Source organism: Xanthomonas axonopodis pv. maculifoliigardeniae (assembly GCF_041519315.1).
GTDB lineage: Bacteria > Pseudomonadota > Gammaproteobacteria > Xanthomonadales > Xanthomonadaceae > Xanthomonas > Xanthomonas euvesicatoria.
Map to the genome: position 1 here is coordinate 4,427,584 of NZ_CP167998.1, position 24,183 is coordinate 4,451,766.

At 65.0% G+C, this 24,183-nt stretch carries 19 protein-coding genes; 9 read left to right on the forward strand and 10 right to left on the reverse strand.

Annotated features, from left to right (window positions below; all coding sequences use genetic code 11):
- Positions 1-201: 201 nt before the first annotated feature.
- Positions 202-954 carry a DNA/RNA non-specific endonuclease gene (locus ACDH77_RS18930; RefSeq protein ID WP_008576478.1) on the forward strand — a complete coding sequence of 251 codons (753 nt, stop codon included), beginning with the start codon at positions 202-204 and terminating at the stop codon, positions 952-954.
- 374 nt (positions 955-1,328) lie between these two features.
- Here ACDH77_RS18930 and hemB read toward each other — a convergent pair whose 3' ends face one another.
- A complete protein-coding gene (hemB, locus tag ACDH77_RS18935) occupies positions 1,329-2,321 on the reverse strand; it encodes a porphobilinogen synthase (RefSeq protein WP_031424711.1) in 993 nt (330 codons plus the stop codon).
- Positions 2,322-2,545: 224 nt separating this feature from the next.
- Positions 2,546-2,788 (reverse strand): hypothetical protein, encoded by a 243-nt coding sequence (locus ACDH77_RS18940; protein WP_017156266.1) that lies wholly within the window; start codon positions 2,786-2,788, stop codon positions 2,546-2,548.
- Between the two features lie 223 nt (positions 2,789-3,011).
- Here ACDH77_RS18940 and ACDH77_RS18945 point away from each other — a divergent pair, with 223 nt between their 5' ends.
- Positions 3,012-3,482: a hypothetical protein gene (locus ACDH77_RS18945; RefSeq protein WP_008576484.1), complete on the forward strand. Its 471-nt coding sequence runs from the start codon at positions 3,012-3,014 to the stop codon at positions 3,480-3,482.
- A 99-nt stretch (positions 3,483-3,581) separates the two neighbouring features.
- On the opposite strand, the gene ACDH77_RS18950 is transcribed toward ACDH77_RS18945, so the two are convergent.
- Positions 3,582-5,372 carry a DUF885 domain-containing protein gene (locus tag ACDH77_RS18950; RefSeq protein ID WP_031424712.1) on the reverse strand — a complete coding sequence of 597 codons (1,791 nt, stop codon included), beginning with the start codon at positions 5,370-5,372 and terminating at the stop codon, positions 3,582-3,584.
- A gap of 262 nt (positions 5,373-5,634) precedes the next feature.
- Here ACDH77_RS18950 and ACDH77_RS18955 point away from each other — a divergent pair, with 262 nt between their 5' ends.
- Positions 5,635-6,006 (forward strand): hypothetical protein, encoded by a 372-nt coding sequence (locus ACDH77_RS18955; RefSeq protein WP_074053315.1) that lies wholly within the window; start codon positions 5,635-5,637, stop codon positions 6,004-6,006.
- Between the two features lie 241 nt (positions 6,007-6,247).
- On the opposite strand, the gene ACDH77_RS18960 is transcribed toward ACDH77_RS18955, so the two are convergent.
- Together ACDH77_RS18960 and ACDH77_RS18965 are read right to left on the reverse strand one after the other, a co-directional pair.
- Positions 6,248-8,500, reverse strand: a complete 2,253-nt coding sequence (locus tag ACDH77_RS18960) for a S9 family peptidase (protein WP_031424714.1) — start codon at positions 8,498-8,500, stop codon at positions 6,248-6,250.
- A 332-nt stretch (positions 8,501-8,832) separates the two neighbouring features.
- The gene (locus ACDH77_RS18965; protein WP_008576488.1) at positions 8,833-9,522 is read right to left on the reverse strand and encodes a glutathione binding-like protein; all 690 of its coding nucleotides are present in this window, start codon (positions 9,520-9,522) and stop codon (positions 8,833-8,835) included.
- Positions 9,523-9,905: 383 nt separating this feature from the next.
- Here ACDH77_RS18965 and ACDH77_RS18970 point away from each other — a divergent pair, with 383 nt between their 5' ends.
- The 5 genes from ACDH77_RS18970 to ACDH77_RS18990 all read left to right on the forward strand — a co-directional run bounded on the left by ACDH77_RS18970 (position 9,906) and on the right by ACDH77_RS18990 (position 17,538).
- Positions 9,906-12,920 carry a TonB-dependent receptor gene (locus ACDH77_RS18970; RefSeq protein ID WP_011348939.1) on the forward strand — a complete coding sequence of 1,005 codons (3,015 nt, stop codon included), beginning with the start codon at positions 9,906-9,908 and terminating at the stop codon, positions 12,918-12,920.
- Between the two features lie 187 nt (positions 12,921-13,107).
- Positions 13,108-13,809 (forward strand): SapC family protein, encoded by a 702-nt coding sequence (locus ACDH77_RS18975; RefSeq protein ID WP_008576490.1) that lies wholly within the window; start codon positions 13,108-13,110, stop codon positions 13,807-13,809.
- Positions 13,799-14,812 (forward strand): cupin-like domain-containing protein, encoded by a 1,014-nt coding sequence (locus ACDH77_RS18980; protein ID WP_031424715.1) that lies wholly within the window; start codon positions 13,799-13,801, stop codon positions 14,810-14,812. The genes ACDH77_RS18975 and ACDH77_RS18980 overlap by 11 nt, the downstream gene beginning before the upstream one ends.
- Positions 14,813-14,822: 10 nt before the next feature.
- Positions 14,823-16,388 (forward strand): tryptophan halogenase family protein, encoded by a 1,566-nt coding sequence (locus tag ACDH77_RS18985; RefSeq protein WP_071118138.1) that lies wholly within the window; start codon positions 14,823-14,825, stop codon positions 16,386-16,388.
- 139 nt (positions 16,389-16,527) lie between these two features.
- Positions 16,528-17,538, forward strand: a complete 1,011-nt coding sequence (locus tag ACDH77_RS18990; protein WP_046932079.1) for an energy transducer TonB — start codon at positions 16,528-16,530, stop codon at positions 17,536-17,538.
- Between the two features lie 155 nt (positions 17,539-17,693).
- Here ACDH77_RS18990 and ACDH77_RS18995 read toward each other — a convergent pair whose 3' ends face one another.
- The 5 genes from ACDH77_RS18995 to ACDH77_RS19015 are packed head-to-tail and all read right to left on the reverse strand — an operon-like array spanning position 17,694 to position 22,102.
- Complete coding sequence (locus ACDH77_RS18995) at positions 17,694-18,887, reverse strand: ABC transporter permease (protein WP_218490415.1); 1,194 nt, start codon at positions 18,885-18,887, stop codon at positions 17,694-17,696.
- Positions 18,884-19,630, reverse strand: a complete 747-nt coding sequence (locus ACDH77_RS19000) for an ATP-binding cassette domain-containing protein (protein WP_008571231.1) — start codon at positions 19,628-19,630, stop codon at positions 18,884-18,886. Before ACDH77_RS19000 ends, ACDH77_RS18995 begins: the two co-directional genes overlap by 4 nt.
- 31 nt (positions 19,631-19,661) lie before the next feature.
- Positions 19,662-21,263 (reverse strand): alpha/beta hydrolase, encoded by a 1,602-nt coding sequence (locus ACDH77_RS19005; protein WP_209261457.1) that lies wholly within the window; start codon positions 21,261-21,263, stop codon positions 19,662-19,664.
- Between the two features lie 54 nt (positions 21,264-21,317).
- On the reverse strand, positions 21,318-21,518 hold the full coding sequence (locus ACDH77_RS19010) for a helix-turn-helix transcriptional regulator (RefSeq protein WP_008575151.1): 201 nt from the start codon (positions 21,516-21,518) through the stop codon (positions 21,318-21,320).
- Positions 21,515-22,102: a hypothetical protein gene (locus tag ACDH77_RS19015; RefSeq protein WP_008575149.1), complete on the reverse strand. Its 588-nt coding sequence runs from the start codon at positions 22,100-22,102 to the stop codon at positions 21,515-21,517. Before ACDH77_RS19015 ends, ACDH77_RS19010 begins: the two co-directional genes overlap by 4 nt.
- Positions 22,103-22,560: 458 nt before the next feature.
- Between ACDH77_RS19015 and ACDH77_RS19020 the strand changes: the two genes are divergently transcribed.
- Positions 22,561-24,123 carry a GH39 family glycosyl hydrolase gene (locus ACDH77_RS19020; protein ID WP_372353592.1) on the forward strand — a complete coding sequence of 521 codons (1,563 nt, stop codon included), beginning with the start codon at positions 22,561-22,563 and terminating at the stop codon, positions 24,121-24,123.
- The last annotated feature ends 60 nt before the right edge of the window (positions 24,124-24,183 follow it).

The following is a 24,183-nucleotide window of genomic DNA, read 5'->3' on the forward strand; positions in this document are numbered from 1 at the left end:
CATTGTAGATGAGAATGAGTCTCGCGTCCGATCTGCATCGATGCCGACGGCGTTCTATGGCTCGCTGCACGCCGCGCCCGGCAGCGGTCTGTCTGGTCTGACGCGTGCTGCCGCGCCGTCATCTGCCGCACATGGCGCGGTCATCGTTTGGACATCGCGCCTTGCCACCTTCCTCACTTCCCTTGGCAAGCGAGCTCTGCAATGTCCTTCCTCCTGCGCGGTTGTGTGGCCCTGGCAGTGTTGTGCACGACCTCCGTGGCGATGGCCGCCACCCGTTGTCCCAGCCTCTACGCGAATGGCACCCCGCCGAGCGTGGGCAGCAGCACGACCCGCGCCACCGAGGTCTGCCACACCGAATACGTGTTGCTGGCCTCGGGCGTGACCAAGGACCCGGTGTATTCGGCCGAGCACCTCACCGACCAACAGGTTGCCGGCGCCGAGGCGATCGGCCGGGTCGGCTCCTTCCACGACGAAACCGGCATCCCCGCCGCTGATCGCTCGAAAAGTTCCGACTACACCAATACCGGCTACGACCGCGGGCACATGACGCCGGCCGGCGATGCATCGACCGAAAGTTCGGAAAAAGAAACATTTTCCATGGCCAATGTCGTCCCGCAGGACCACAAGCTCAACACCGGCGAGTGGGCGCACATCGAAGAGCAGGTGCGTCAGCTGGCCAAGCAGCACGGCGAGTTGTACGTGGTGACCGGCCCGGCATTCGACAGCGGCACTGCAACGACGATCGGCACCGACAACGTCGCCGTCCCGACGTATGTGTGGAAGGCCATCTACGAACCGGGCGTGGGCGCGGGCGCGTATCTGTGCGTCAACGACAGCAGCATCAACTGCGACGTGGTGTCGATCGACGACCTGGTCGTGATGACCAACGTCGACCCGTTCCCCTCGCTCAGCGCCAGCGTGAAGTCGCAGGCGATCGCGTTGGTGCTGCCCTGAGACGGGATTTGGGATTCGGGATTTGCACCACTATCAGTTGCTGGCTCGGCACTGCGCCGTCGCCAGGCGCGTTGCGCGGCTGACCCGGAAATTTCAAGCGTAGCGCGCCGGTCCTGTTGCGGCGTACGCAAGCCATACCATCCAAAGGTTTGAACGCTAGTGCATGGGAGCGACGTGCCGTATTGCATCTGATGCAGGCGGCACGTCGACTCCCCGCGATCCAGCGGGCGCTGGCGCATCTGTCAGGCTAACGACGCCCATCGAACCAGACCGCCCGCTCCAGACCCCACTGCACGCAGGCGACTGCCTGGCCGACGCGAGCGGCCCTCACTCTTGCGTAACTGAGTGGCAGCGCCGTCGCACCGTGCTCGCGCTCAGCGCGTTTCGCGCAACCAACGCGCCACTTGCGGCGCGAAATAGGTCAACACGCCATCGGCGCCGGCACGCTTGAAGGCCATCAATGCTTCGAGCACGCACTTGCGCTCGTCCAGCCAGCCATTGGCTGACGCCGCCTTGAGCATCGCGTACTCGCCGCTGACCTGGTACGCAAAGGTCGGCACGCGGAATTGATCCTTCACCCGGCGCACCACATCCAGATACGGCATGCCCGGCTTGACCATCACCATGTCCGCGCCTTCTTCCAGATCCAGGGCGATCTCGCGCAAGGCTTCATCGCCGTTGGCCGGGTCCATCTGGTAGGTGGTCTTGTCGGCCTTGCCCAGATTGCCGGCGCTGCCTACCGCATCGCGGAAGGGGCCGTAGAACGCCGAGGCGTACTTGGCCGAATACGCCATGATCCGCACGTTGAGATGATCGTCGGCATCGAGCGCGCGGCGGATCGCACCGATGCGGCCATCCATCATGTCCGAAGGCGAAATGATGTCCACGCCCGCCTGCGCATGCGACAACGATTGCTTGACCAAGGCCTCGACCGTGATCTCGTTGAGCACATAACCCTTCGCGTCGATGATGCCGTCCTGGCCGTGGGTGGTGTACGGGTCCAGCGCCACGTCGGTCATGACGCCCAGCTCCGGGAAGCGCGACTTCAACGCCCGCACCGCGCGCTGCGCCAGGCCGTCCGGGTTCCAGGCTTCGGCCGCGTCCAGGCTCTTGCCGGCCGGGTCGATCACCGGGAACAGGTCGATCACCGGGATGCCCAGTTCCAGCGCGTTTTCCGCCTCGCGCAGCAGCTCGTCCAGCGACAGGCGTTCCACGCCGGGCATCGACGCGATCGGCGCGCGGCCAGGCAGTTCGTGTACGAACACCGGCCAGATCAGGTCATCGGTGGTCAGCGTGTTCTCGCGCATCAACCGACGCGAAAACCCATCGTGGCGCATGCGGCGGGGGCGATAGTGCGGGTGGGCCATGACAAGGCTCCTGTAGACAGCGCATCAGTTTACGCCCGCCATGATGCGCAGAACGCGCTGCGACGCAGTGTCGCAGCGCTGCAACGGCACGCGGGTTCTTGCTCGCTTTCTCTCAGCCACAGGTCGAGCAAGGCGCCGACGTCTGGCGATGCAGACCCTGCCGGACACGCGCGCACCCGACACATGCACACGCAGGTGCGCATCGCCGCCTTGTCGAGAGCCCGTTAGATAATCCCGCCGCCCAGGGTCAGGCGCATCACCCCGACCACGATCACCAGGCCGTTGAGCACCAAGCCGGTCTTGGCACGGCCACGGTTGCCTGCCGAGGTGAACAACAGCGCGATGGCGGCGATCAGCGCGCCCACCGCCGCGAACGGAATCAGGAACCAGTTGCCCCAACCCAGCAGCGGAATGAAGGCCAACACCATCCAGAGCAGCGCCACGATGCCCCACAACAGGCTGATCAGTCCCACGTGCCACCTCGTCTTGAAGAAAGCACGAGCTTACCGGCGCGGCCGTCCTCACGCCGTGGGCGGGTGGTCATCATGACCAATGGCGGTTTGGCGGCAGCCTCACACCGGCATGGCTAGGGTGCGCCAAAGTGCGGCGCGATTCAGTCCAGGCGCCGGATCATCGCTGCCACTACGCGGATTTCATTACCCAGCTTTCATCACCCAAGGGGGGTCCACCATGCACAAGCAATCGCTGATCAGGAACGTCGCCATCGCCGCGGCGACCGCCGCCTTGCTGGCCGGTTGCGCCAGCAGCTCCAAGGTGATGCTGGGCCAGGCGCGCGCGCCGATCGACCCGGCGCAGGTGCAGGTGTATTCCAACGCCCCGGTCGGCTCGGTGGAAATCGCCCAGCTCGAATCGACCAGCGCCGCCGGCTTCGGCACCCAGGGCCAGACCGACGCTGCCGTGCAACGCCTCAAGCGCGAAGCCGCAAAGCTCGGCGCCAACGGCGTGGTCATCGTCGGCGTGGGCTCCGAACGCTCCGGCGGCGGCCTGTCGGTGGGCGGTGGCAGCTACGGCGGCCGCGTCGGCGGCGGCTTGGGGATCGGCATCCCCACCACCCAAAAGCGCGCGGCCGGAGTAGCGATCTGGGTGCCGGCGGGGGCACAGCAGCGTCCGGCACCGGACGTCTCCCCAGCGACGCGGTAAAGCCCGCAAAGAATCACCCGCATCACTGCGCCAGGGCGCGACGGAAGGCTGTTTGCGGCCTTTTATCGCGCCCTGTTTTTTTGAACTCCACGGAGCTGGTCAGCGCTTGGCCTGTTGCGCCGGAATGAACTGCGTCTCCACCGCCTTGGCCAGCTGATCCGGTGGCAGCAGGCCCTGGTCGAGCAGGAAGTTGTTGAAGGCCAGGCGGTCGAACTTTTTGCCCAGGGCCAGTTCGGTGCGCATGCGCAGTTCGAGGATGCGGGTGTAGCCGTAGAAGTAGCTGCCGGCCTGGCCGGGGGCGCGGACGGTGTAGCGGTCCAGTTCCTGGCGGGTCATGGCCGGCGAAAGGCCGACATCGTCTTCCAGTACCTGGCGCGCGCGTTCGCGGTCGATCAGGCCCAGGTTGAGCATCGGGTCGAGCATGGCGCGGGCGGCACGCAGCAGGCGGAACTGCAGGGCGATCAGCTGGCCGTCGAGCGGTTCGTACGGCACCATTTCCGCTTCGGCATACAGTGCCCAGCCTTCGACGTTGACCGAGTTGAAGGCGAACATGCTGCGCGCCAGCGAGACGCCGCGTTCGACCATGGCGGTGAACTGCAGCTCGTGGCCGGGGCGGCCTTCGTGAGCGCTGAGCGTCCAGGCGGCCGAGCCGAAGTTGAAGTCGTCGTATTGCTCTTTCTTGGCGCCATCGGCGGTCGGGTTGCCCAGCGGCAACACGAACTGGCCCTGCTGGCCGGTATTGCCGATCAACGGGGCCGGCAGGAAGTGCGGGGCCGGTTGCGCGGCGCTTTCGGCGGCGCTGCCCAGGCGCATCTGCATCGGGCGGTTAGGCACATCGACGATGCGCTGCTGGCGGATGATCGGGTCGATCTGATCGATCACGCCGCGGTAGTGGGTTTCCAACTGGTCGTCGGCGATCTTGTTGCCCTTGAGGGCGCGGATCACCTGCACATAATCGCCGCCCTGCACGCCCTTGGCCTTGGCCACCAGCGGCGCCAGTTGGCGCATGGCCGAACGGGTCTCCATGAACTCCAGTTGCGCGCGCTGGATCAGCTGCTGCGGCGCGATATCGATCCCGACCTGCTTGAGCTGGAAAGCGTAAAGCGGCTCGGGCAGGCGGGTGTCCTTGCGCGCCTTGGGTAGCACGGTGGCGCGGGTCCACGCGGCGTAGTCCTTCAGTTGCGTGGACATGGCCTTGAGCGCCTCGTCGGCGCCGGCGATCTTGTACTTGGCGAACAGCTCGCCAATACCGGCGACGTAGGTGTCCACATTGGCCAGCGCCTGCTCTACTTCGCGCTGGGTGGGCTGCAGCAGGGCCTTGTTGCTCAGTTTTTCCTCGTAGCGCTGGCGCGCCAGCGTGGTGGTGGGCGTGCTTCCCGGTAACAGGCCGACGTAACGCTTGAGGCGATCCAGCGCCTTGGCGCGGCGCTCGGGCACGGTCTGGTCGGAGAGCAGACCGTTGAGACCACTGAAAACCGCCTCGGGAGCATCGCTCCAGGGCAACAGATACCGTTCGTTGAGCTCGCTGCCTTCGATGTTCTGCTCGGCCGCGCCGATCATGATCTGCAGGTCCTGGCGCACGTTGGCATCGCGCTCGGTGGTCAACTTCGTTTGCAGCGTGGCGCGCGCCTTGCGCATGGCATCGCGATAGCGCGCGGCGTTGTCCGGGCCGAGGTCGACGACCTGATCGTCGTAGCCGGGCACACCGAAGAAGCTGGCGTATTCGGGCTGGAACGGCGCCTGCGCATTGAGCAGGATCTGCGCATAGCCGTTGCTGGTCTGCACCCAGGCCGGGCTGGCGGGTACCTTGGCGGTGCTTTGGCTGGTCTGGGCCTGCAGCGGCAAACAGGTGCCGAGCGCCAGAGCGACGGCAATCACAAGAGGCTTCATCGAGAAGATTCCAACAGGGCGATGCGCGACCGTACGCGGAGCGCGCGGCGTCGACAACCTGCCGAAGGTCATCGTGCCTGCTGCCACAGTCCATCTTCTCACCGCACACTAAAGAATCGATGCAAGCAGACAGGCGAAGCGATTCAGACATTGAGCGGGAAAACAGAAGACTGCCCCCCTCCGAGGCCAGCTGCACGCATACCGACTTTGACTTACCATAGATAGAACGTACACTTCAAGAATCGGCACTCAAGGAATTGTCATGAAACGCTGGATAGGGATGTTTGCAGTTCTTCTGTTCACTCAGGCGGCTAGCGCAGCGGGACAAAGTGTTTATCAGGAGCTGGCATGCCGCAGCAATGACCCCTTTGTTTTTTGTACCCAGGGGTGCAAAGACGAGGACAAAAACTGGACTCCGATTGATCCGATCTCCGGAACCTGGGTCGCTGTTCCAGGCTACTGCCCATGGCCAACAAGTACCGGCCCATGTTGTGTTGGCAATGTCTGCTTCAACGTCTGGACACAGACCGCTGTCAAAGCAGTGGGCCAGTACATGAGTATTTGTCCTCAGGCGAAGAAGCAGGGCCAGTGGAAAGGAAAGCAACGGCCTGAAAAAGTTCCGTTTGACCATTAAACGGCGCCTTCCGGATACCGCTTGGTTTGAAGTGCAGCAAGCGCGGAGTTTCTTGCGAGCGCTGCACCTCTCTACGCGCAATTCTGCAGCGAGACGCGAGCCCTGCTTTATCCAAAGGTCGCCCGGCTTCAATACTATGCATTGAGCCGTCTACTCCTTAATGAGAAGAAAGCTTGAATCTCTGACCAAGGAGTAGTCGCCACTCTCTATTTTTCGTAGCTTTCGTCAGTCTCGAACAGAGCTATTCAACAGACGTCGGGCCCCCGACTGGCCCCAAGCAGCGTTTGATAAACGCTTCGGCAGTCTTGTAACGATGCAGCGCCGTGGCACCCGACAACCCATGCTTCGCACCGGGATACGTCATCAATTCGAATGGGGTGCCGCGTTGCTGCAGCGCGCTCATCAGCGCGGTGGAATTGGTGAACAGTACATTGTCGTCGGCCATGCCGTGGATCAGCAGCAGCTTGGCGCGCAGGCCATCCAGATGCGTGGCGATGCGTGCCTCGCGGTAGCCTGCGGCGTTGCGAGCCGGCAGATCCATATAGCGCTCGGTGTAATGGGTGTCGTACAGGCCCCAATCGGTGACCGGTGCGCCGGCTACGCCGCAGGCATAGGCGTCGCTGTGCTTGGCCAGCAGCATCAAGGTCATGTAGCCGCCGTTGGACCAGCCCTGCACGCCGATGCGCTTGGCATCCACCCAGGGCTGTTGCTTGAGCCAGGCCACGCCTTGCAACTGGTCGTCCACTTCCACCGTGCCCTGCCTGCCGTACAGCGCGCCACCGAACGCGCGCCCGCGCCGCGGCGTGCCACGGTTGTCCAGCGAAAACACCACGTACCCGCGCTGGGCCAGGTATTGGTCGAACAAGGCATCGCCGCGGCTGGGCCAGGCATCGAGCACGGTCTGCGCCGCCGGGCCGCCGTACACGTAAACGATGACCGGGTAGCGCTTGGCCGGGTCGAACTTGTCGGGCTTGGTCAGCCGGTAATGCAGCGGTGTCTTGCCATCGGCAGCGGTGAGCGTGCCGAATGCGATCGGGCGCTGCGCATCGCGGTAGGTGGCGTACGGATGCTGCGGATCGCTCAGGTCGTTCTTCAGCAGCGTGGCGATCTTTTCGCCACTGGCGCGGAACAACTCGATCTGCGGCGGCGTGGTGGTGTTGGACCAGGTATCGACGTACACGCTGGCGTTGCTTGCGAAACTGGCCGCATGCGTGCCGTTGGTGTTGGAGCGCTTTTCGATCGCGCCACCGGCCAGTGGCACGGCGTAAATATGCGTTTGTGTGGGCCCGTCCTTGCTGGCGGCGAAATACACGTTGCCGGCCTGCTCGTCGACGGCGAGCAGGGCATCGACCACCCAGTTGCCGGAAGTCAGTGGCGTCAACGTGCGGCCGTCTTCGGATGCAAGATACAAATGCTCGTAGCCGCTGCGTTCGGAGTTCCAGAGAAAGCGGCCGTCCTTGAGAAACCGCAGGTCGTTGCTGAGCGGCACCCAGGTGGGCGAGGTTTCGGTGATGAGCGTGCGCTGCACGCCGCTGGCCAGCGTGGTTTCGATCAGCTCAAGGGTTTTCTGGTCGCGCGACTGCCGCTGGAAGGTCAGCCGCTGTGCATCGCGCCAATCCACGCGCGCCAGATAGATGTCCGGGTTCTTGCCCAGGTCGATCCAGCGCGGGGTGGCCTTGGCGCGCGGCGCGATCACACCTAGCTGCACCGCTACATTCGGCTGGCCGGCCTGCGGATAGCGCTGGCTGATCACTTCGGTATGGTCGGCATACACTTCCGGGCGCTTTTGCACCGGCACTTGCGATTCGTCGATGCGCGCAAAGGCGATCGCCGAGTCGTCCGGCGCCCACCAATAGCCGGTGTGACGATCCATTTCTTCGTCGGCGACGAATTCGGCCACGCCATTGCCGATGGTCTCGCTACCATCGTGGGTGAGCTGCAGCGCGTTGCCGTTGGCCAACTCGATGGCCCACACGTTGCGCTCGCGCACGAAGCTGACGAAGCCGCCCTTGGGCGAGAGCTTGGCGTCGGTGGCGAAGCCTTCGCCGTGGGTGAGCTTGCGTACCGCGGCCGCGCCGGTCTTGCGCAGGTCGTACAGATACAACTCGCCACCGAGCGGGAACAGCAGCGCGTGCGCATCCGGTGCCCATTGGTAATCGACGATGCCGGTGAACGCGGCGATGCGCTGGCGTTCACGGCGGGCTTTTTCGACATCGCTCAAGACCTCGGTGCCGGGCAGCACGACCTTGGAATCGACCAGCAGGCGCGTCTGGCCGCTGGCGATGTCGTATTCCCACAGATCCAGCTGATTGCGATCATTGTCCTTGCCGCGCAGGAAGGTCACGCGCGAGCCATCCGGTGCTACCTTGGGCTTCATCAACGTGGGACCGGCAAGCGGCAATGGGCCGGTGATGGCCTCCAGGGTGAGTTTTTCGGCATGGGCCATGGGAACGGTGCTGAGCATGAGGGCAAGGGCTACGAACAGGGCGCGCATCGATGATCCTGTCTGACGACTGCGCACAGGATGCGGCGGCGTTGTGGATTTGAGAAGCGCGGCGATCCTGGCGTTGGCCGCTCAGGCGTGCGCGCGTTGGGATTGATGGGGCCGGGGATGCGCATGCATCGCAAGATGTCTGTGGACGATGGGGACTAACGCGCCGCTACGTATGGCGAGGGAGCGCAATTGGGGTCGCTGTCAGTCTCCGGCGATGCCGTACCCTCATCCCAACCCCTCTCCCGTGGGAGAGGGGCGCATGCCGCCCCGTTGATGTGCCGCGCGCGTTTGATGCGCGTGTACTGTTACGCATCCGCGCCTAAGACGTTGCTTCAACGCTTGCCGAACAGGTGCTTGCGCTCTTCATCGCTGAGCGGCTGGCCCGCATTGGGATTGACCTGCTCCTTGAGCGCGTAGGCGCGCTGGGTGGCGGGGCGGGCGGCGATGGCGTCGTGCCAGCGTTTCAGATGCGGGAAGGCCGAATAGTCCGGCTTGAGGTCGCCATACACTTCGATCCACGGATAGCTGGCCATGTCGGCGATGCCGTAGTCGTTGCCCGCCAGGAAGGCGTGGTCGGCTAGGCGCTTGTCGAGCACGCCATGCAGGCGACGCACCTCGGCGTTGTAGCGCTCGATCGCGTAAGCAATCTTTTCCGGTGCGTAGACGTTGAAGTGACCCATCTGGCCGCTCATCGGGCCCAGCCCGCCCATCTGCCAGAACAGCCATTCCAGTGCAGCGATCCGGCCGCGGGCATCGCGCGGCAGGAAGCGGCCGGTCTTCTCGGCCAGATACAGCAGGATCGCGCCGGACTCGAACACGCTCTGCGCACCGCCGCCATCGGCCGGTGCATGGTCGACAATGGCCGGCATCTTGTTGTTGGGCGAAATCTGCAGGAATGCCGGTTCGAATTGCTCGCCCTTGCCGATGTTGACCGGCTTGAGGGTGTACTGCAGCCCCGCCTCTTCCAGAAACAGCGTGACTTTGTGCCCGTTGGGCGTGGGCCAGTAGTACAGATCGATCATCGTGCGCTCCAGTCAAAGGTGGTCGTTGCGGCAGGCCTGACTCAAGGGCGGCTGCCTGGCGTGCAGGCGTCGGGCCGGCAACGCACTCGCACCTGACGAATCCGCTTGCCAGGTGCGCATCCAAGGCGTGTGCCCGCTACCTCAGTGCCATCGCATCTTGAGAGAGGTTGCCATCCAAGCGCGATGGTAAGGCCAAGCGTTTGCCTATGGCGGCATGACACACCTGGCTCGGTGGAACGATGTGTGACGCGACAGGGTCGCGGCCGATGCTGCAGTGCAAATTGACTTTGTTAAGGCTGCACTAACAAATGCTCGATTGTTCCGTCGACCTTTGCCTGCCCCCGTGGGGCCGGCCTTATCTTCTGTTTGGGGAAGCAATCACCGTGAGAGAGACTCGCACCCTGCCGCGCACGCGGCGCTTGACGTCTGCCCTGCTGTTCGCCTTGTCGACTCCGCTGGCCGCGCAGACCGCGCCGGCGCCGCAGTCGGCATCCACTGTCCCGGGTTCCAGTCAGGCCGACCCCGCCACCCTCGATACCGTCCAGGTCAGCGGTATTCGCGGCAGCCTTACCTCGTCGATGAACGTCAAACGCGATGCGCAAGGCATCGTCGACGGCATCGTGGCCGAGGACATCGGCAAATTCCCCGATACCAACCTGGCCGAGTCGTTGCAGCGCATCAGCGGTGTGTCGATCGACCGCTCGCTGGGCGAAGGCTCGCGCGTCACCGTGCGCGGCGTCGGCCCGGACTTCAACCTGGTGCTGTTGAACGGCCGCCAGATGCCGGGCGCCAGCATCGAAGAATCCAATGCCTCCAACTCGCGTGCGTTCGACTTCGCCAACCTGGCGTCCGAGTCGATCTCCGGTATCGAGGTGTTCAAGACCAGCCGTGCCAGCACGCCCACCGGCGGTATCGGCGCGACCATCAACATCAAGACTGCCCGGCCGCTGGATAATCCCGGCATGCATGCCAACGTGGGCCTCAAGGGTGTGCACGACTCGTCCAACGAGAACCTGCCCGGCCGCTTGCAGGGCGATTCGCTGACGCCGGAAATCTCCGGCATCTTCAGCAACACCTCGGCCGACGGACGCTTCGGCGTGTCGCTGAGCGGCAGCTACCAGGAACGCGACTTCGGCTACAGCCAGGTCGGCGTCCCCAATGGCTGGCGCGCATTCCGCGGCGATTCCACCGCCTACGGCACCATTCCGCAGCCGGGCGCACCGGGTTCGGAAAACATCGTCAACCGCCCCGGTCCGAACGATATCTATTCGGTGCCGCAGAACCTCAACTACCGCGTGGTCGGCGTCGAACGCCAGCGCACCAACGGCCAGCTGGTGCTGCAGTACAAGCCGCTGGACAACATCACCACCACGCTGGATTACACCTACTCGGAAAACAAGATCCAGCAGCAGCGCAACGAGATGTCGGTGTGGTTCAACTACGGGCCGTCCGCCAGCTCCTGGACCAAAGGACCGGTCGCCGGTCCGATCACCTATTCGGAAATCGTCAATCCGCCCACCAGCGATCTGGCCACCGCCGGGTCCAATGCGGCCACGCGTAACCAGAACAAGTCGCTGGGTTTCAACGTGGATTGGGCGGTGAACGATCAGTTCAAGCTCAACTTCGACATCCACCGCTCCACCGCCGAAGCCGGCGCGGACAGCCCGTACGGGTCGAGCAACTCGCTGGGCGTGTCCGGCTTCTACCGCGGCACCTCGGTGGTGGATTTCAGCAAGGATTTCCCGGTGCTGCAGCAGCAGCTGGGCTTCGGGCTGAACGGCCTGGACCCGTCGCGCACGCTGGTCACCGGCTCGGCGTTCCGCAACAGCTACATGAAGTCGGAAATCGATCAGGCGCAGGTCAACGGCGATTTCACCTTCGAAAACTATTCGCAGTTGAAGTTCGGCATCGGCAGCACCGAGGTCAAGAACCGCTCGGCGTTTTCCAACGTGCAGCGCGACACCTGGGGCGGCAACGGCACTGCGGCCGATTATCCGGACGACCTGTGGATTCCCAGCTCGTTCGCGCAGTACTTCGATGCGATCGACGGCAGCGGCAATCCGGCGCAGTTCAACCAGCTGTTCCTGTTCGATTTCGAGCGCGCGCGCCAGGCCGCTGCGCAAGCCGCTGGCGACGAGTCGCTGTACCGCATCTCGCCGGTGTTCACCACCGACCGCCGCGTCACCGAAAAATCCAAGAACGCCTACCTGCAGTGGGGCAATAGCTGGGACGATCTACGCGTGCCGATCAGCCTGGCGGCCGGTGTGCGTTACGAAGAAACCAAAGTGGAAGCGCGGGCGCTGGTGCCGGTGGCCGTGGGCATCGACTGGGTCGCCAACAACGAGCTGCCGATCCGGCTGGCCGACTCGGCGTTTTCCGGTGGCAGCGGCAAGTACGAATACTGGCTGCCCAGCCTGGACCTGAGCTTCAAGCTGCGCGAAGACCTGGTGCTGCGCGGCAGCTACGGCGAAACCATCGGCCGGCCCGGCTGGGGCGACATCCAGGGCGGGCAGACGCTCAACCAGATCGGCCGCATCGAAGGCGGCTCGGGCCAGGAAGGCAATCCGGGCCTGAAGCCATTGCTGTCGCACAACATCGACCTGTCGCTGGAGTGGTATTACGGCGAAGCGAGCTACGCCTCGGTGGGGTTCTTCCGCAAGAACATCGACAACTATGTCGGCGTCACCACCCGCAACGACACCTCGCTCGGCCTGCACACGCCGGTGGGCGGCGCCTACTGGAACCAGGCGCTGGCCAATGGCTGCGCCACCGCCGACCTGACCTGCATCCGCAACTACATCTTCCGCAACTTCGCCGGCCAGCCGGGCGTGGTCCGCGGAACCGACGACACCAATGGCAATGCCACCGGTACGATCAGCGGTCAGCCAGGCGACCCGGTCGCCAACTTCTCCATCACCGCGCCGGCCAACCAGCGCTCGGCCTCGCTGGATGGTTGGGAATTCAACGTGCAGCACATGTTCGGCCAGAGTGGCTTCGGCGTGTCGGCCAACTACACCAAGGTCGACTCCGGGTTGACCTACAACAACTACGTGATCGGCGAGCAGTTCGCGCTGGAAGGCTTGAGCGATTCGGCCAACCTGGTCGGTTTCTACGACAAGGGACAATGGCAGGTCCGTGCGGCCTACAACTGGCGCGACGAGTTCCTGGCCGCGCGTTTTGACGGCAGCGGCCTGCCCAACCCGGTCTACACCGAAGCCTATGGCCAGCTGGATCTGAGCATCGGCTACCAGTGGACCGAGAACCTGTCGCTGAGCCTGGAAGCGATCAACCTCACCAACGAGATACAGCGCCAGCATGGCCGGCAGAAGAACGAGATCATCTATGCCACCCAGACCGGCCCGCGCTACATGCTGGGCCTGCGCTACAAGTTCTGGTGATGCCGCTGGGCGATGCAGGACTGACTGCATCGCTACAGCAACCCACACGTTTCCCGGCAGCCTGGCTGCCGGGAAACGTACACGGCCGTTGCACCCGCCCGGGGACGTAAAGGCATCCGGGGCTTGCCGTGCAATGGCGATTCGTTGAAGCATGGGCCACGCGCCCCCGCGTGCTGTGCCAATCCCCATGACCAATGCCGTGTTGTTGAACAATCTCGATCACCGCGATCTGCGGGTGATCACCGCGCACGGCGCCGCCTATGGCGATGACGTGATGTCGGCTGCGACCTTTCCGCAGGAATTTCGCCAGTTGCAGGCGCAATACCCCATCGTGTTCCATCGCAGCGGCGAGCGCAGTTTCCAGCCGCTGGCATTGCTGGGATTACGCCTGGGCGAGAACCTGTTCCTGGATGGCGCGCGTTGGGATGCGCCCTATGTTCCGCTGGCGATTCAACGCCAGCCGTTCCTGATCGGCGAACAGCCCGATGGGCCGATGGTGCATGTGGACCTGGACAGCCCACGCGTCAGCACCACCGAGGGCCAGTTGCTGTTTCGCGAACACGGCGGCACCACCGAATTTCTGGACCACATCAGCCAGGTGCTGCGCACGCTGCACGATGGCCTGGCGGCCAGCACGGCATTCGTCGAACGTGCGTTGCGTTACGACCTGCTCGAACCCTTCGTGTTCGAAGCCACCTTGAACAACGGCCTGGAATGCCGCCTGGCCGGGCTCTATGTCGTGCACGAAGAACGCCTGCGCGCACTCGATGAGGCGGCGCTGCTCGAACTGCACCGGCATGGCGATCTGGAACCGCTGTACATGGCGGTGGCCTCGATTGCGCAATTGCGCCATCTGCTCGAACGCATGAACCGCCGTCATGCCGGCTGAGCCACGCCCCATCCAAGAGCGTCACGGCCTGGACCCGCAACAGCTGGACCCGGCCATCCTTCGCTCCACCAGCCCGCTGGTGCTGCGCGGGCTGGTGCGCGACTGGCCGCTGGCCCGCGCCGGTGCCAGTTCTGCGCAGTCTGCTGCCGCCTACCTGCGTGGTTTCGACCGCGGCGAGGCGGTGGTGGCGCAGGTTGGGCCACCGGAGATCGGTGGGCGCTTTTTCTACAACGCGGACATGAGCGGCTTCAATTTCCGCCCCGAACGCGTGCCGTTGGGCGTGGTGCTGGACACCTTGCTGCGCGACCTGCACGCCTCCCAGCCGCCGGCGATCTATGTCGGCTCCACCACGCTGGACACCTACCTGCCCGGCTTGCGCGCGCACAACCCGATCGCGCTGCCACAGGGCGAGCCGCTGGCCAGCATCTGGATCGGCAACCGCACCCGGATCGCTGCCCATCAGGACCTGCCCGACAACCTGGCCTGCGTGGTTGCCGGGCGCCGCCGTTTTACGCTGTTCCCGCCCGATCAGCTGGCCAATCTCTACATCGGCCCGCTGGATCTCACCCCGGCCGGGCAGCCGGTCAGCCTGGTGGATATCGCCGCACCGGACCTGCAGCGTTTTCCACGCTATGCGCAGGCGCTGGACCACGCCCTGGTCGCCGAGCTGGCGCCGGGCGATGCGCTGTTCATTCCCAGCATGTGGTGGCATCACGTCGAGGCACTGGAGAGCTTCAACGTGTTGGTGAATTTCTGGTGGCGGCAGAGCCCGGCCTACATGGATTCGCCGATGAACGCGCTGATGCTGGCGCTGCTGACCATCCGCGACCTGCCGGCCGAACAACGCGCCACCTGGCAGGAAGTGTTCCGCCACTATGTCTTCGAGTCCGACGACAGCACCGCCGCGCATCTGCCTGATGCCGCACGCGGCGTGCTGGCCCCGATGGACGACGCCAGCGCGCGCAGCCTGCGTGCGCGGCTGCTGCAACGCTTGAATCGCTGAGGATTTGACCATGCCCGACACCACGCCTTCGGACCCGCAACAGCGCCCGGTACGCCGCGTCGTCATCGCCGGTGGCGGCACGGCCGGCTGGATGGCGGCTGCAGCGCTGTCGAAACTGCTGGGCCGGCACCTGCAGATCACCCTGGTGGAGTCCGACGAGATCGGCACGGTGGGGGTGGGCGAAGCCACCATCCCCAGCCTGGTCACCTTCCACCGCTTGCTGGAAATCGACGAAGCCGCCTTCATGGCCGCCACCCAGGCCACCATCAAGCTCGGCATCGCCTTCGAACACTGGCGCGATGTGGACCAGCATTACATCCATTCCTTCGGGCATGCCGGAACCGACCACTGGAGCGCCGGGTTCCAGCATTTCTGGTTGAAGGGGTGCCAGCGTGGAGTGGCGCGCGACTTCGGCGACTACTGCCTGGAACTGCGTGCGGCGCAGGAAGGCCGCTTCGCGCACCTGCCCAATGGCGGCATGAATTACGCCTACCACCTGGACGCCGGGCTGTACGCGCGCTTCCTGCGCCGCTTCAGCGAAGGCTTCGGCGTCACCCGCATCGAAGGCCGCATCGGCCAGGTGGAGACCGATGCGCAAAGCGGCTTTCTCACCGCACTGACGTTGCAGGACGGCACGCGGGTGGAAGGCGACCTGTTCCTGGATTGCACCGGCTTTGCTGGCCTGCTGATCGGCAAGACGCTGGGCGTGGGCAGCGACGATTGGTCGCGCTGGTTGTTCGCCGACAGCGCGCTGGCGGTGCAGACCGAATCGGTGGGTCCGCCGGTGACCTACACCCGTTCGCGCGCCGACCAGGCCGGCTGGATGTGGCGCATTCCGCTGCAGCACCGGGTGGGGAACGGCATCGTGTATTCCAGCCGCTACATGGACCAGGATGGCGCCCGCGCGGTGCTGGAACGCAACCTCACCGGGCGCGCGCTGACCGAACCGCGGCCGCTGCGCTTCACGCCCAACCAGCGCCACCGCGTGTGGGAGAAGAACTGCGTGGCGCTGGGCCTGGCAAGCGGATTCCTGGAGCCGCTGGAATCGACCAACATCCATCTGATCCAGCGCGGCATCATCCGCCTGCTGCAGACCTTTCCGCAGGTCATCAACGCTGTCGACATCGCCGAGTACAACCGTCAGGCGGCCCAGGAGATCACCCACATCCGGGATTTCGTGATCCTGCACTACCACGCCACCGATCGCCGCGACACGCCGTTCTGGCGCGACTGCGCGGCCATGGACATCCCCGATTCGCTGCGCCACCGGGTGGAGTTGTTCCGCCAGAGCGGGCGGGTCTTCCATCAGGCCAACGAGCTGTTCGCCGAGAACTCGTGGGTGCAGGTGATGCTGGGCCAGGGCGTGGTGCCGCAGCAGCACCACCCGGTGGCCGACCTGATGGGCGATGCGGAGCTGGGCCGCTTTCTGGAGACCATCCGCGCCCGGGTGGAGGCCGCGCTGGTGCGGTTGCCTGCGCACGCGGACTTCCTGCAGCGCTACTGCCCTGCCCCGCCGCTGCCCGAACCGGCCGCTCGCGTGCCGGCCCCGCCGGTCATGGCGACCCCGGCGGGATAAATTTCGGCGATCTGCAGCGCAACCCTTGGCTTAGACCGCCCCAGCAATGCTAGATTGCGGCATTGCCGTCCATTGCGGGAACAATGGCCGGCGCTCGCCGCAGCAACGTTATCTTTCGCACTCGGGGTAAGGGGGACGCATGTTGGATCTGACACAGGGCCGTATGGCACGCCGGATCGCGCCGGTCATTTTGCTGGTGGGCCTGGCCGCCTGCTCCAAGCAGGAAGACAAGGCCGCCACCACCACGCCGGCGACCGGCGCCACACCGGCGGCAACGGCACCCACGCCGGCCACGGCGGTCTCGCCGCAGGTGCAGTCGATGGCTGCCGAACAATTGCGCGAATCGGCCACCAAAGCGCTGCAGGACAACCGCATGTACGCCCCGGCCGGCGACAACGCGGTGGAGTACTACCTGGCCTTGCGCGAGAAGCAGCCGCAGGATGCCACCGTCAACAGCGCGCTGACCGATCTGCTTCCCTATACCCTGATCGCCGCCGAACAAGGCATCAGCCGCGAAGAATTTCCCGAAGCGCAGCGTTTGATCGCGTTGATCGAGAAGGTCGACCCGCAGGCACCGGCATTGCCGCGCCTGAAGAGCGGCCTGGAAACGGGCATGAAGACTGCTGCCAACCGCTCCGAGCAGGATGCCGAGCTGGCCAAGAAGCAGGTCGAGGACAAGGCCAAGCAGGCGGCCGAGCAGAAGCGTCTGGCCGAGCAGCAGAGCCGCGAGGCCGCCGCTGCCCAGCAGATTGCCGCCCAGCAGGAAGCGGCCCGCCAGCAGACCGCCGAGGCCGAGCGCCAGGCCGCTGCGCGGCGTCAGGCCGAAGCGCCGGCACCCACACCGGCGGCACCGCGTCCGGCGCCGGCAGCCGCCGCTGCAGCCGCACCGGCCGCGCAGTCGCTGCGTCCGATCAGCACCCCGGCACCGCGCTACCCCGCCGAAGCCCTGCGCTCGGGGACCTCGGGCGAAGTGCTGGTGGAACTCACGGTCGGTACCGACGGCTCGATCACCGCCTCGCGTGTGCTGCGCGCCAACCCGCCGCGCGTGTTCGACCGCGAAGCCCTCAACGCGGTCAAGCGCTGGCGCTTCGAACCGGTGGCCGCACCGGTGACCACGCGGCGTACGCTGTCGTTCAATCCGGGCGATTGATGTCCGCGTCGTTGATGACATGGAAACGCAAAAGCCCGCAGCGATGCGGGCTTTTGCGTTGTGGCGGTGGTGCGTTGTAGCGGTGGTGCAACTCTGGTGTTGCGCGTTGCAGGGTGCCGCCGGGACTTGCCGCAAACAGCCGCCACCCAATACCCTCAGCCCGAAATCGCCAGGCGCTCCTGGTGATACCGGCGCACTGCCGCATACCACAGCAATGCCGCCACACCGAAGCCGGCCAGCAGATACACCGCCCAGGTCTGCAGGTTGATGGTCTCGTGGCGGATCACCTTCAACAGCATCTGGTTCTGCGCCAGAAACGGCACCGAAAAATGCCACAGCTGCGTCTTCAGCGGATAGGCCATCAAGGCGTAGCCCGGCAGCATTGGCAGCAGCAGTAACCAGGTCATGTGCGCCTGCGCTTCCTTCATGCTCTTGGCCGCGGCGGCCAGATAGGTCAGCAGCGAAGTGCCGACAAACAGCATCGGGACCAGGATGAAGAGCATCTGCAGCATCGGCACGAAGCCGACATTGAGCTGGCGACCCAGGTTGGATGTGGACAGCTGCGCGCTCAGCTTGAACGCCAGCAAGGTGAGCAACAGCGACACCATGCCGATCACGCAGGCCGCAGCGATCTTGCCGCTGACAATGGCGCTACGCGGCGCAGGCGTGGCCAGCAAGGGCTCCAGCGACTGGCGTTCGCGCTCGCCGGCGGTGGCGTCCAGAATCAACGAGGCGCCGCCCAGAAACGAGGTGATCACCAGCAACACCGGCAGCAGCATCGCCATCACCTGGCCGCGCTTGGCTTCGGCAGTGGCCAGGTCCTGCGCGGCCACTTCCAGGGGCCTGGACACCTGCGCATCGATACCGCGCGCCAGCAGCCGCAATGCGCCGACCTGCTGGCTGTAGCCGGTGAGCGCGGCCTGCAAGCGCATGCTCGGCACATCGGCCTCGCGGCGGGTGCTGTCCTTGATGATCTCCACCAGCGCCGGCCGGCCTTCGCGCCAATCCTCGGCGTAGCTGTCGCTGATGCGCAGTGCCACATCCACATCCTGGTTGCGAATGGCCGCGGTCAGATCGGCTGGCGCATCCACGGCATTGAGCCCCTGCGCGGCCAGGAATCGCACCAGATTCGGTGCGTTGCTGCGCCCGAGCGTGGGGATCTCCAGCGGCTTGTCGATCTGCGTGCGCACGCGGCTTTCGCTCAACGCGCCCATGCCCAGGATCAGGATCGGGTACAGCAGCGGCGACAACAGCAACGCCAATGCCAGGGTGCGCCGGTCGCGCGAGATGTCCCGCAATTCCTTGCGCAGCACGGTCCACAGCGTGGACAACAACGATGTGGTGCTCATGCGTGCAGTCCCTCGTCCGAGCCGATCGCCTTGACGAAGGCGTCTTCCAGGTTGTGTTCACCGGTGGCAGCGCGCAGTTCGTCGGCGCTGCCGGCCGCCACCACCTTGCCCTTGGCGATGATGACGATGCGGTCGCACAGCGCGGCGACCTCTTGCATGATGTGGCTGGAAAAAATCACGCAGCGCCCCTCCGCACGCAGTTGTTGCAGGAAGCCGCGCATGGCGCGGGTGGTCATCACGTCCAGTCCGTTGGTGGGCTCGTCCAGGATCACGTTGCGTGGATCGTGCACCAATGCGCGCGCAATCGCGGTCTTGGTGCGCTGGCCCTGGCTGAAGCCTTCGGTCTGGCGGTCGAGAATATCGTCCATGTCCAACGCGCTGGCCAGCAGGTGCGTGCGCTGTGCGATCTGGCTGCGCGACAGGCCATGCAACTGGCCGAAGTAGGCGATGTTCTCGCGTGCGGTCAGGCGCTTGTAGACGCCGCGTGCGTCCGGCAACACCCCGAGTGCGCGGCGCACCGTCACCGGGTCGCGGGCGGCATCCACGCCATCGACCGTGACGCTGCCCTGGTCGGGCGTCATCAACGTGTAGAGCATGCGCAAGGTGGTGGTCTTGCCGGCGCCATTGGGGCCGAGCAGCCCGGTGATCTGGCCGTCGGCAGCGCTGAAGCTGACCCCGTCGACGGCTTTCACCAGACCGGTCTTGGTCTTGAACGACTTATGCAGGGTATCGACGACAATCATGCGAGCGCCTCCGTGGCGTGGTCGATGCGACTCATGGTTCCCATCCGTTGAACGAGGTGAAGGCAGGCACGGTGTTGAGGCTGGCAACGCAGGTGGTATCCAGCGCCTTGGCATCGGCGGTCTGCATGAACTGGCTCAGCACCTTGGGCATGCAGCCCAGCCGGAACACGCCATGCCCCTGCCCGGGCGCGATCACATGCCGGCCGTTGGGCAGCCCCTGCAGCACGCGCTCGGCGTAGCGTGGCGGCGTGACCGGGTCGAGCGCGCCGGAGAGCAGCAACACCGGCAAGGTGGAGCGGAACGGCGCGCTTGCGGCGGCCGGCGCCGGCTTGGACGGCCACACCTTGCACGGTGCGAAGAACATCTCGGCGACCTCGTTGCCCAGTAACGTGGTGTCCTGGTGTGCGGGTGGGTGATAACGCCCGGCATCTTCGCTGCACAACACCGACCATTGCATCAGGCGATTCATCTGATCGGACATGCCCGATGCGCTCATCTGCGCCAAGGCCATCAACGAGGCGTAACGGCCTGCGGCAGCTTCGTCCAGCACCAACGGCAGCAACGATGCGGTTTCCGGCGCATACGAGAAACCGAACGCCAGGCCGGCCACGGTGTCGGCAGTGACCTGCTCGTGGCGTAAGCCACCGGTGCGCGGGTCGCGGTAGTCCACCGCCACCGGTGCCTGCCGCAGCCGCTCGACCACCTGGCGCAACTGCGTGGCGGTATCGACTGGAAAGCGCCTGGCGCATGCAGGCTGCTGGCGGCATTGCGCAGACTGCAGCGCGATCGCATCTTCGAAGGTGCGCGCGAACTCGCCGCCGATCACCAGATCGTTCGGCGCCACGCCATCGATCACCACGCTGCGCGTGTGCTGCGGATAACGCGCGGCATAGTGCTGCGCCACGCGCGTGCCGTACGAGGCACCGATCAGATTCAGCGTCTGCACGCCCAGCGCTGCGCGGACCGCATCCAGATCGCCGATGGCTTCGCTGGTGGTGTAGTAGCGCGGGTCGGCGTCGTTGCGCAAACCGTCGGCACATCGGGCCGCATACGCAGTCAATTGCTCGGCGGAGGCCTGGCTGCTGTTCTCCAGCGCCAGCGGCTTGCCCGCCGCGTCGCGACACTCCAGTGGATGCGAACCGCCGGTGCCGCGCTGATCGACCAGAAAGATGTCGCGCTGCTTGCGCACTTCGTGCAGGCCCATGTCCACGATCGCCGCGACCTCAGTGGCCGATTGCCCCGGCCCACCGGCGATGAAGAACACCGGGTCCGGCGTGCTGCCGGCGCCGGCTTCGCTTTCCAGCCAGGCAATCTTCAACGCGATGCTGCGCCCGCTCGGCGCGGCCGGATTTTCAAGCACGCGCAGGCTCGCGCATTGCGCTTCGATGTTGCCGGCAGCACCACCAGCGCTCAGCGTGCACGGCGTGAACAGCAGCGTGCCGTAACGATTGCCCGCGGCAGTGCCGGGCGGCATTTTTGAGGCGGACTGCTGCGCAGTCGTACCCGGCGCTGTCGCGGTGGATTTTGCTGCAACGTCGTTTGCTGCGGCCGGCGCTGCGGCGCGCTGGCATCCGGCAGCCAGCATCGCCATCAGCACTGCCGCCACCATCGTGGATTGCTTGACCATCGTCATCCTGTCTCCTGGCATTGCCTGTCCCCCGACGCTGCATGCGGCCACACGTGACCGTTACTGCCCGTCTTCGTAAAGAAAAACGTGCTCGATCGATTCCCCAAACAGGCGTGCGATCCGAAACGCCAACGGCAGGCTGGGATCGTACTTGCCTGTTTCCAGCGCGTTGATCGTCTGCCGCGACACACCCAGCCGTTCGCCGAGTTCTCCTTGCGACCACCCATTGGCCTCGCGCAATTCGCGCACGCGGCTATTCATTCAAAACGACGCGCGTGGATGCTTTTGGTGATGCCGTAGATGGCGCACAGCAACGGAAACACCCACAGCATCGCCGCGCTCGCCGGAACATCGATCAGCGCGGCGGCCTGCAGAAATCCGGCCGTCATGTACGCACCGCTGACCAGGCCGGCGGCAATGGCGATCGCTTCCAGCTCGATCCGTCGTTGCATCTCGTCCGAATCGCGCACGTAACGCGCCACCGCACGAATAACCAGTACCACCAGCACCGCCGGCAGCAGGGCGATCAATACGCGCGCCCAGTGCGGCCCGACATGCCCGAGCAGATAGCGCCAGAACAGCATCACCAGCACGTACAACAGCATCGGGATGCCGAATTCGCGGTAGTACCGCCGCGCCAACGCCGGACGGGTGCTATCGCGCGGATTGCCGCGCGCCAGCCACATCGGCACCGACAGCAGCATGCATGAGCCACCAATACCGGCACTGACCCCGGCTAGGTAGTTGTTCAACGGCAGCACGTGCCACAGACCCAGCAGCCCAATGCCGAGCAAGACCAGTCCCACGCAGAACACCAGCAGCGCCTTGCGCTTGCAGCTAGTCATCGCACGACCTCGGCGAAGCCATGACGCGCTGCCCGATCGCTGCGCGCACGCCCGGCGACCGTGCGCACAGCGCATCGCGTTGCGCGGTGATGCCTGCAATCCATGTGCCTATGCTGCCGCCGCATCTCAGTCGCCTGTCAAGTACGCTTGACAGGCAAGATGCGCCCACTGGCGCTTGCTGTCAAGCACCCTTTACACATTCCAATGCGGTTTTTTTTTGCGTCCGCCGTCATTGCCTGGCCCAAGCGGCGAACACCCGTCGCGGGATGTCGGCAGGTAAGACAGACGACACACAGCCGCCGCAGCGTACGCACGGCACATGCCGATGCCGAGCCGCGGCCGCGTTCGCATGGCGGCTGCCCAGCAGTGTTGTTGGCCTCGCTGCATCACCCTGCGTGTCGGCAGTGGTCTGCCGCATATGCGTTAGGCTGCCGGCTGGCACTTCAGCAGGAGCGGCGATGCGTTCACATGTCTTGTTGGCAGCGGCGCTGTGCTGCGTGACGGCTTCTGCACCGGCGCAGCACGCAGCGCCGCGCACGATCCAGCTGGATCTGGCCACGGCGGTTGCGCCGATCGATCGTTTCTACGACCTGTCGGTTGGCTCGGATTTTCCCGGCACCTTGATTCGCAGCGACACGCAGGCGCATCTGCTGCCTGCCGTGCAAGAGTTGGGGTTTCGCTACATCCGCTTCCACGATGTCTTCCATGATGTGCTCGGCACCGTCAGACAGGTCGACGGCAAACTGGTGTACGACTGGACCAAGCTGGACCAGTTGTACGACGCACTGCTGGCCAAGCGCATTCGCCCCTTCGTCGAACTGGGCTTTACCCCAAGCGCGATGAAGACCTCCGAGCAGACGCTGTTCTACTGGAAGGGCAACACCTCGCATCCGGATCCTGCCAAGTGGAGGCAGTTGATCGATGCGTATGTGCGCCACATCCGCGCGCGCTACGGTGCCGAGGAAGTGCGCCAGTGGTATTTCGAAGTGTGGAACGAGCCCAATCTGAAGGATTTCTGGGAGAACGCCGACCAGCAGGCGTACTTCGATCTGTATGCGAACACGGCGCGCACCATCAAGGCGATCGACCCGCAACTGCGCGTCGGCGGTCCATCCACGGCAGGCGCCGCCTGGGTGCCCGAGTTACTGGCCTTTGTCGCCACCAACAAGCTGCCGATCGATTTCGTCACGACACATACCTATGGCGTGGATGGCGGGTTTCTCGATGAAGACGGCAACCAGGACACCAAGCTGTCTGCGTCGCCGGATGCCATCATCGGCGATGTGCGGCGCGTGCGCGCACAGATCCAGGCCTCGCCGTTTCCGGACCTGCCGCTGTACTTCACCGAGTGGAGCAGCAGCTATACGCCGCGCGATTTCGTCCACGACAGTTACATCAGCGCGCCGTACATCCTGACCAAGCTCAAGCAGGTGCAGGGCCTGGTGCAGGGCATGAGTTACTGGACCTATACCGATCTGTTCGAAGAACCCGGCCCACCGCCCACGCCCTTCCACGGCGGATTCGGGCTGATGAACCGCGAAGGCATTCGCAAGCCGGCCTGGTTCGCCTACAAATATTTGAATGCACTCAAGGGCCGCAATGTGCCGCTGGGCGACCCACACTCCCTCGCCGCAGTGGACGGCACGCGTGTCGCCGCGCTGGTGTGGGATTGGCAGCAGCCCGTGCAGGCGGTGAGCAATACGCCGTTCTACACCAAGCAGGTGCCCGCCACCGATAGCGCACCGTTGCAGATGCGCATGACCCACGTGCCTGCCGGCACCTACCAGTTGCAGGTGCGCAGGACCGGCTATCGGCGCAACGACCCCTTATCGCTGTATATCGACATGGGCATGCCCAAGGCGCTTGCGCCGCGTCAGTTGACGCAGTTGCAACAGGCCACGCGCGATGCGCCCGAACAGGACCGGCGTGTGCGTGTGGGCGCCGATGGCGTGGTTGCCATCGCGGTACCGATGCGCAGCAACGATGTGGTGCTGCTGACGCTGGAGCCGGCGGCGCACTGACTGCAAGCGCCAGGGTGCCGCGCATCAGGACGACGGGGCGCGACACGCCCATGCAGGCCG

What these genes read in the sequence shown, in the direction of transcription:
- ACDH77_RS18930 (WP_008576478.1), top strand. Translation starts at nt 202, where the DNA reads ATGTCCTTCCTCCTGCGCGGTTGTGTGGCCCTGGCAGTGTTGTGCACG.
- hemB (WP_031424711.1), bottom strand. Translation starts at nt 2,321, where the DNA reads ATGGCCCACCCGCACTATCGCCCCCGCCGCATGCGCCACGATGGGTTT.
- ACDH77_RS18945 (WP_008576484.1), top strand. Translation starts at nt 3,012, where the DNA reads ATGCACAAGCAATCGCTGATCAGGAACGTCGCCATCGCCGCGGCGACC.
- ACDH77_RS18950 (WP_031424712.1), bottom strand. Translation starts at nt 5,372, where the DNA reads ATGAAGCCTCTTGTGATTGCCGTCGCTCTGGCGCTCGGCACCTGTTTG.
- ACDH77_RS18955 (WP_074053315.1), top strand. Translation starts at nt 5,635, where the DNA reads ATGAAACGCTGGATAGGGATGTTTGCAGTTCTTCTGTTCACTCAGGCG.
- ACDH77_RS18960 (WP_031424714.1), bottom strand. Translation starts at nt 8,500, where the DNA reads ATGCGCGCCCTGTTCGTAGCCCTTGCCCTCATGCTCAGCACCGTTCCC.
- ACDH77_RS18965 (WP_008576488.1), bottom strand. Translation starts at nt 9,522, where the DNA reads ATGATCGATCTGTACTACTGGCCCACGCCCAACGGGCACAAAGTCACG.
- ACDH77_RS18975 (WP_008576490.1), top strand. Translation starts at nt 13,108, where the DNA reads ATGACCAATGCCGTGTTGTTGAACAATCTCGATCACCGCGATCTGCGG.
- ACDH77_RS18980 (WP_031424715.1), top strand. Translation starts at nt 13,799, where the DNA reads ATGCCGGCTGAGCCACGCCCCATCCAAGAGCGTCACGGCCTGGACCCG.
- ACDH77_RS18985 (WP_071118138.1), top strand. Translation starts at nt 14,823, where the DNA reads ATGCCCGACACCACGCCTTCGGACCCGCAACAGCGCCCGGTACGCCGC.
- ACDH77_RS18990 (WP_046932079.1), top strand. Translation starts at nt 16,528, where the DNA reads ATGTTGGATCTGACACAGGGCCGTATGGCACGCCGGATCGCGCCGGTC.
- ACDH77_RS18995 (WP_218490415.1), bottom strand. Translation starts at nt 18,887, where the DNA reads ATGAGCACCACATCGTTGTTGTCCACGCTGTGGACCGTGCTGCGCAAG.
- ACDH77_RS19000 (WP_008571231.1), bottom strand. Translation starts at nt 19,630, where the DNA reads ATGATTGTCGTCGATACCCTGCATAAGTCGTTCAAGACCAAGACCGGT.
- ACDH77_RS19005 (WP_209261457.1), bottom strand. Translation starts at nt 21,263, where the DNA reads ATGACGATGGTCAAGCAATCCACGATGGTGGCGGCAGTGCTGATGGCG.
- ACDH77_RS19010 (WP_008575151.1), bottom strand. Translation starts at nt 21,518, where the DNA reads ATGAATAGCCGCGTGCGCGAATTGCGCGAGGCCAATGGGTGGTCGCAA.
- ACDH77_RS19015 (WP_008575149.1), bottom strand. Translation starts at nt 22,102, where the DNA reads ATGACTAGCTGCAAGCGCAAGGCGCTGCTGGTGTTCTGCGTGGGACTG.
- ACDH77_RS19020 (WP_372353592.1), top strand. Translation starts at nt 22,561, where the DNA reads ATGCGTTCACATGTCTTGTTGGCAGCGGCGCTGTGCTGCGTGACGGCT.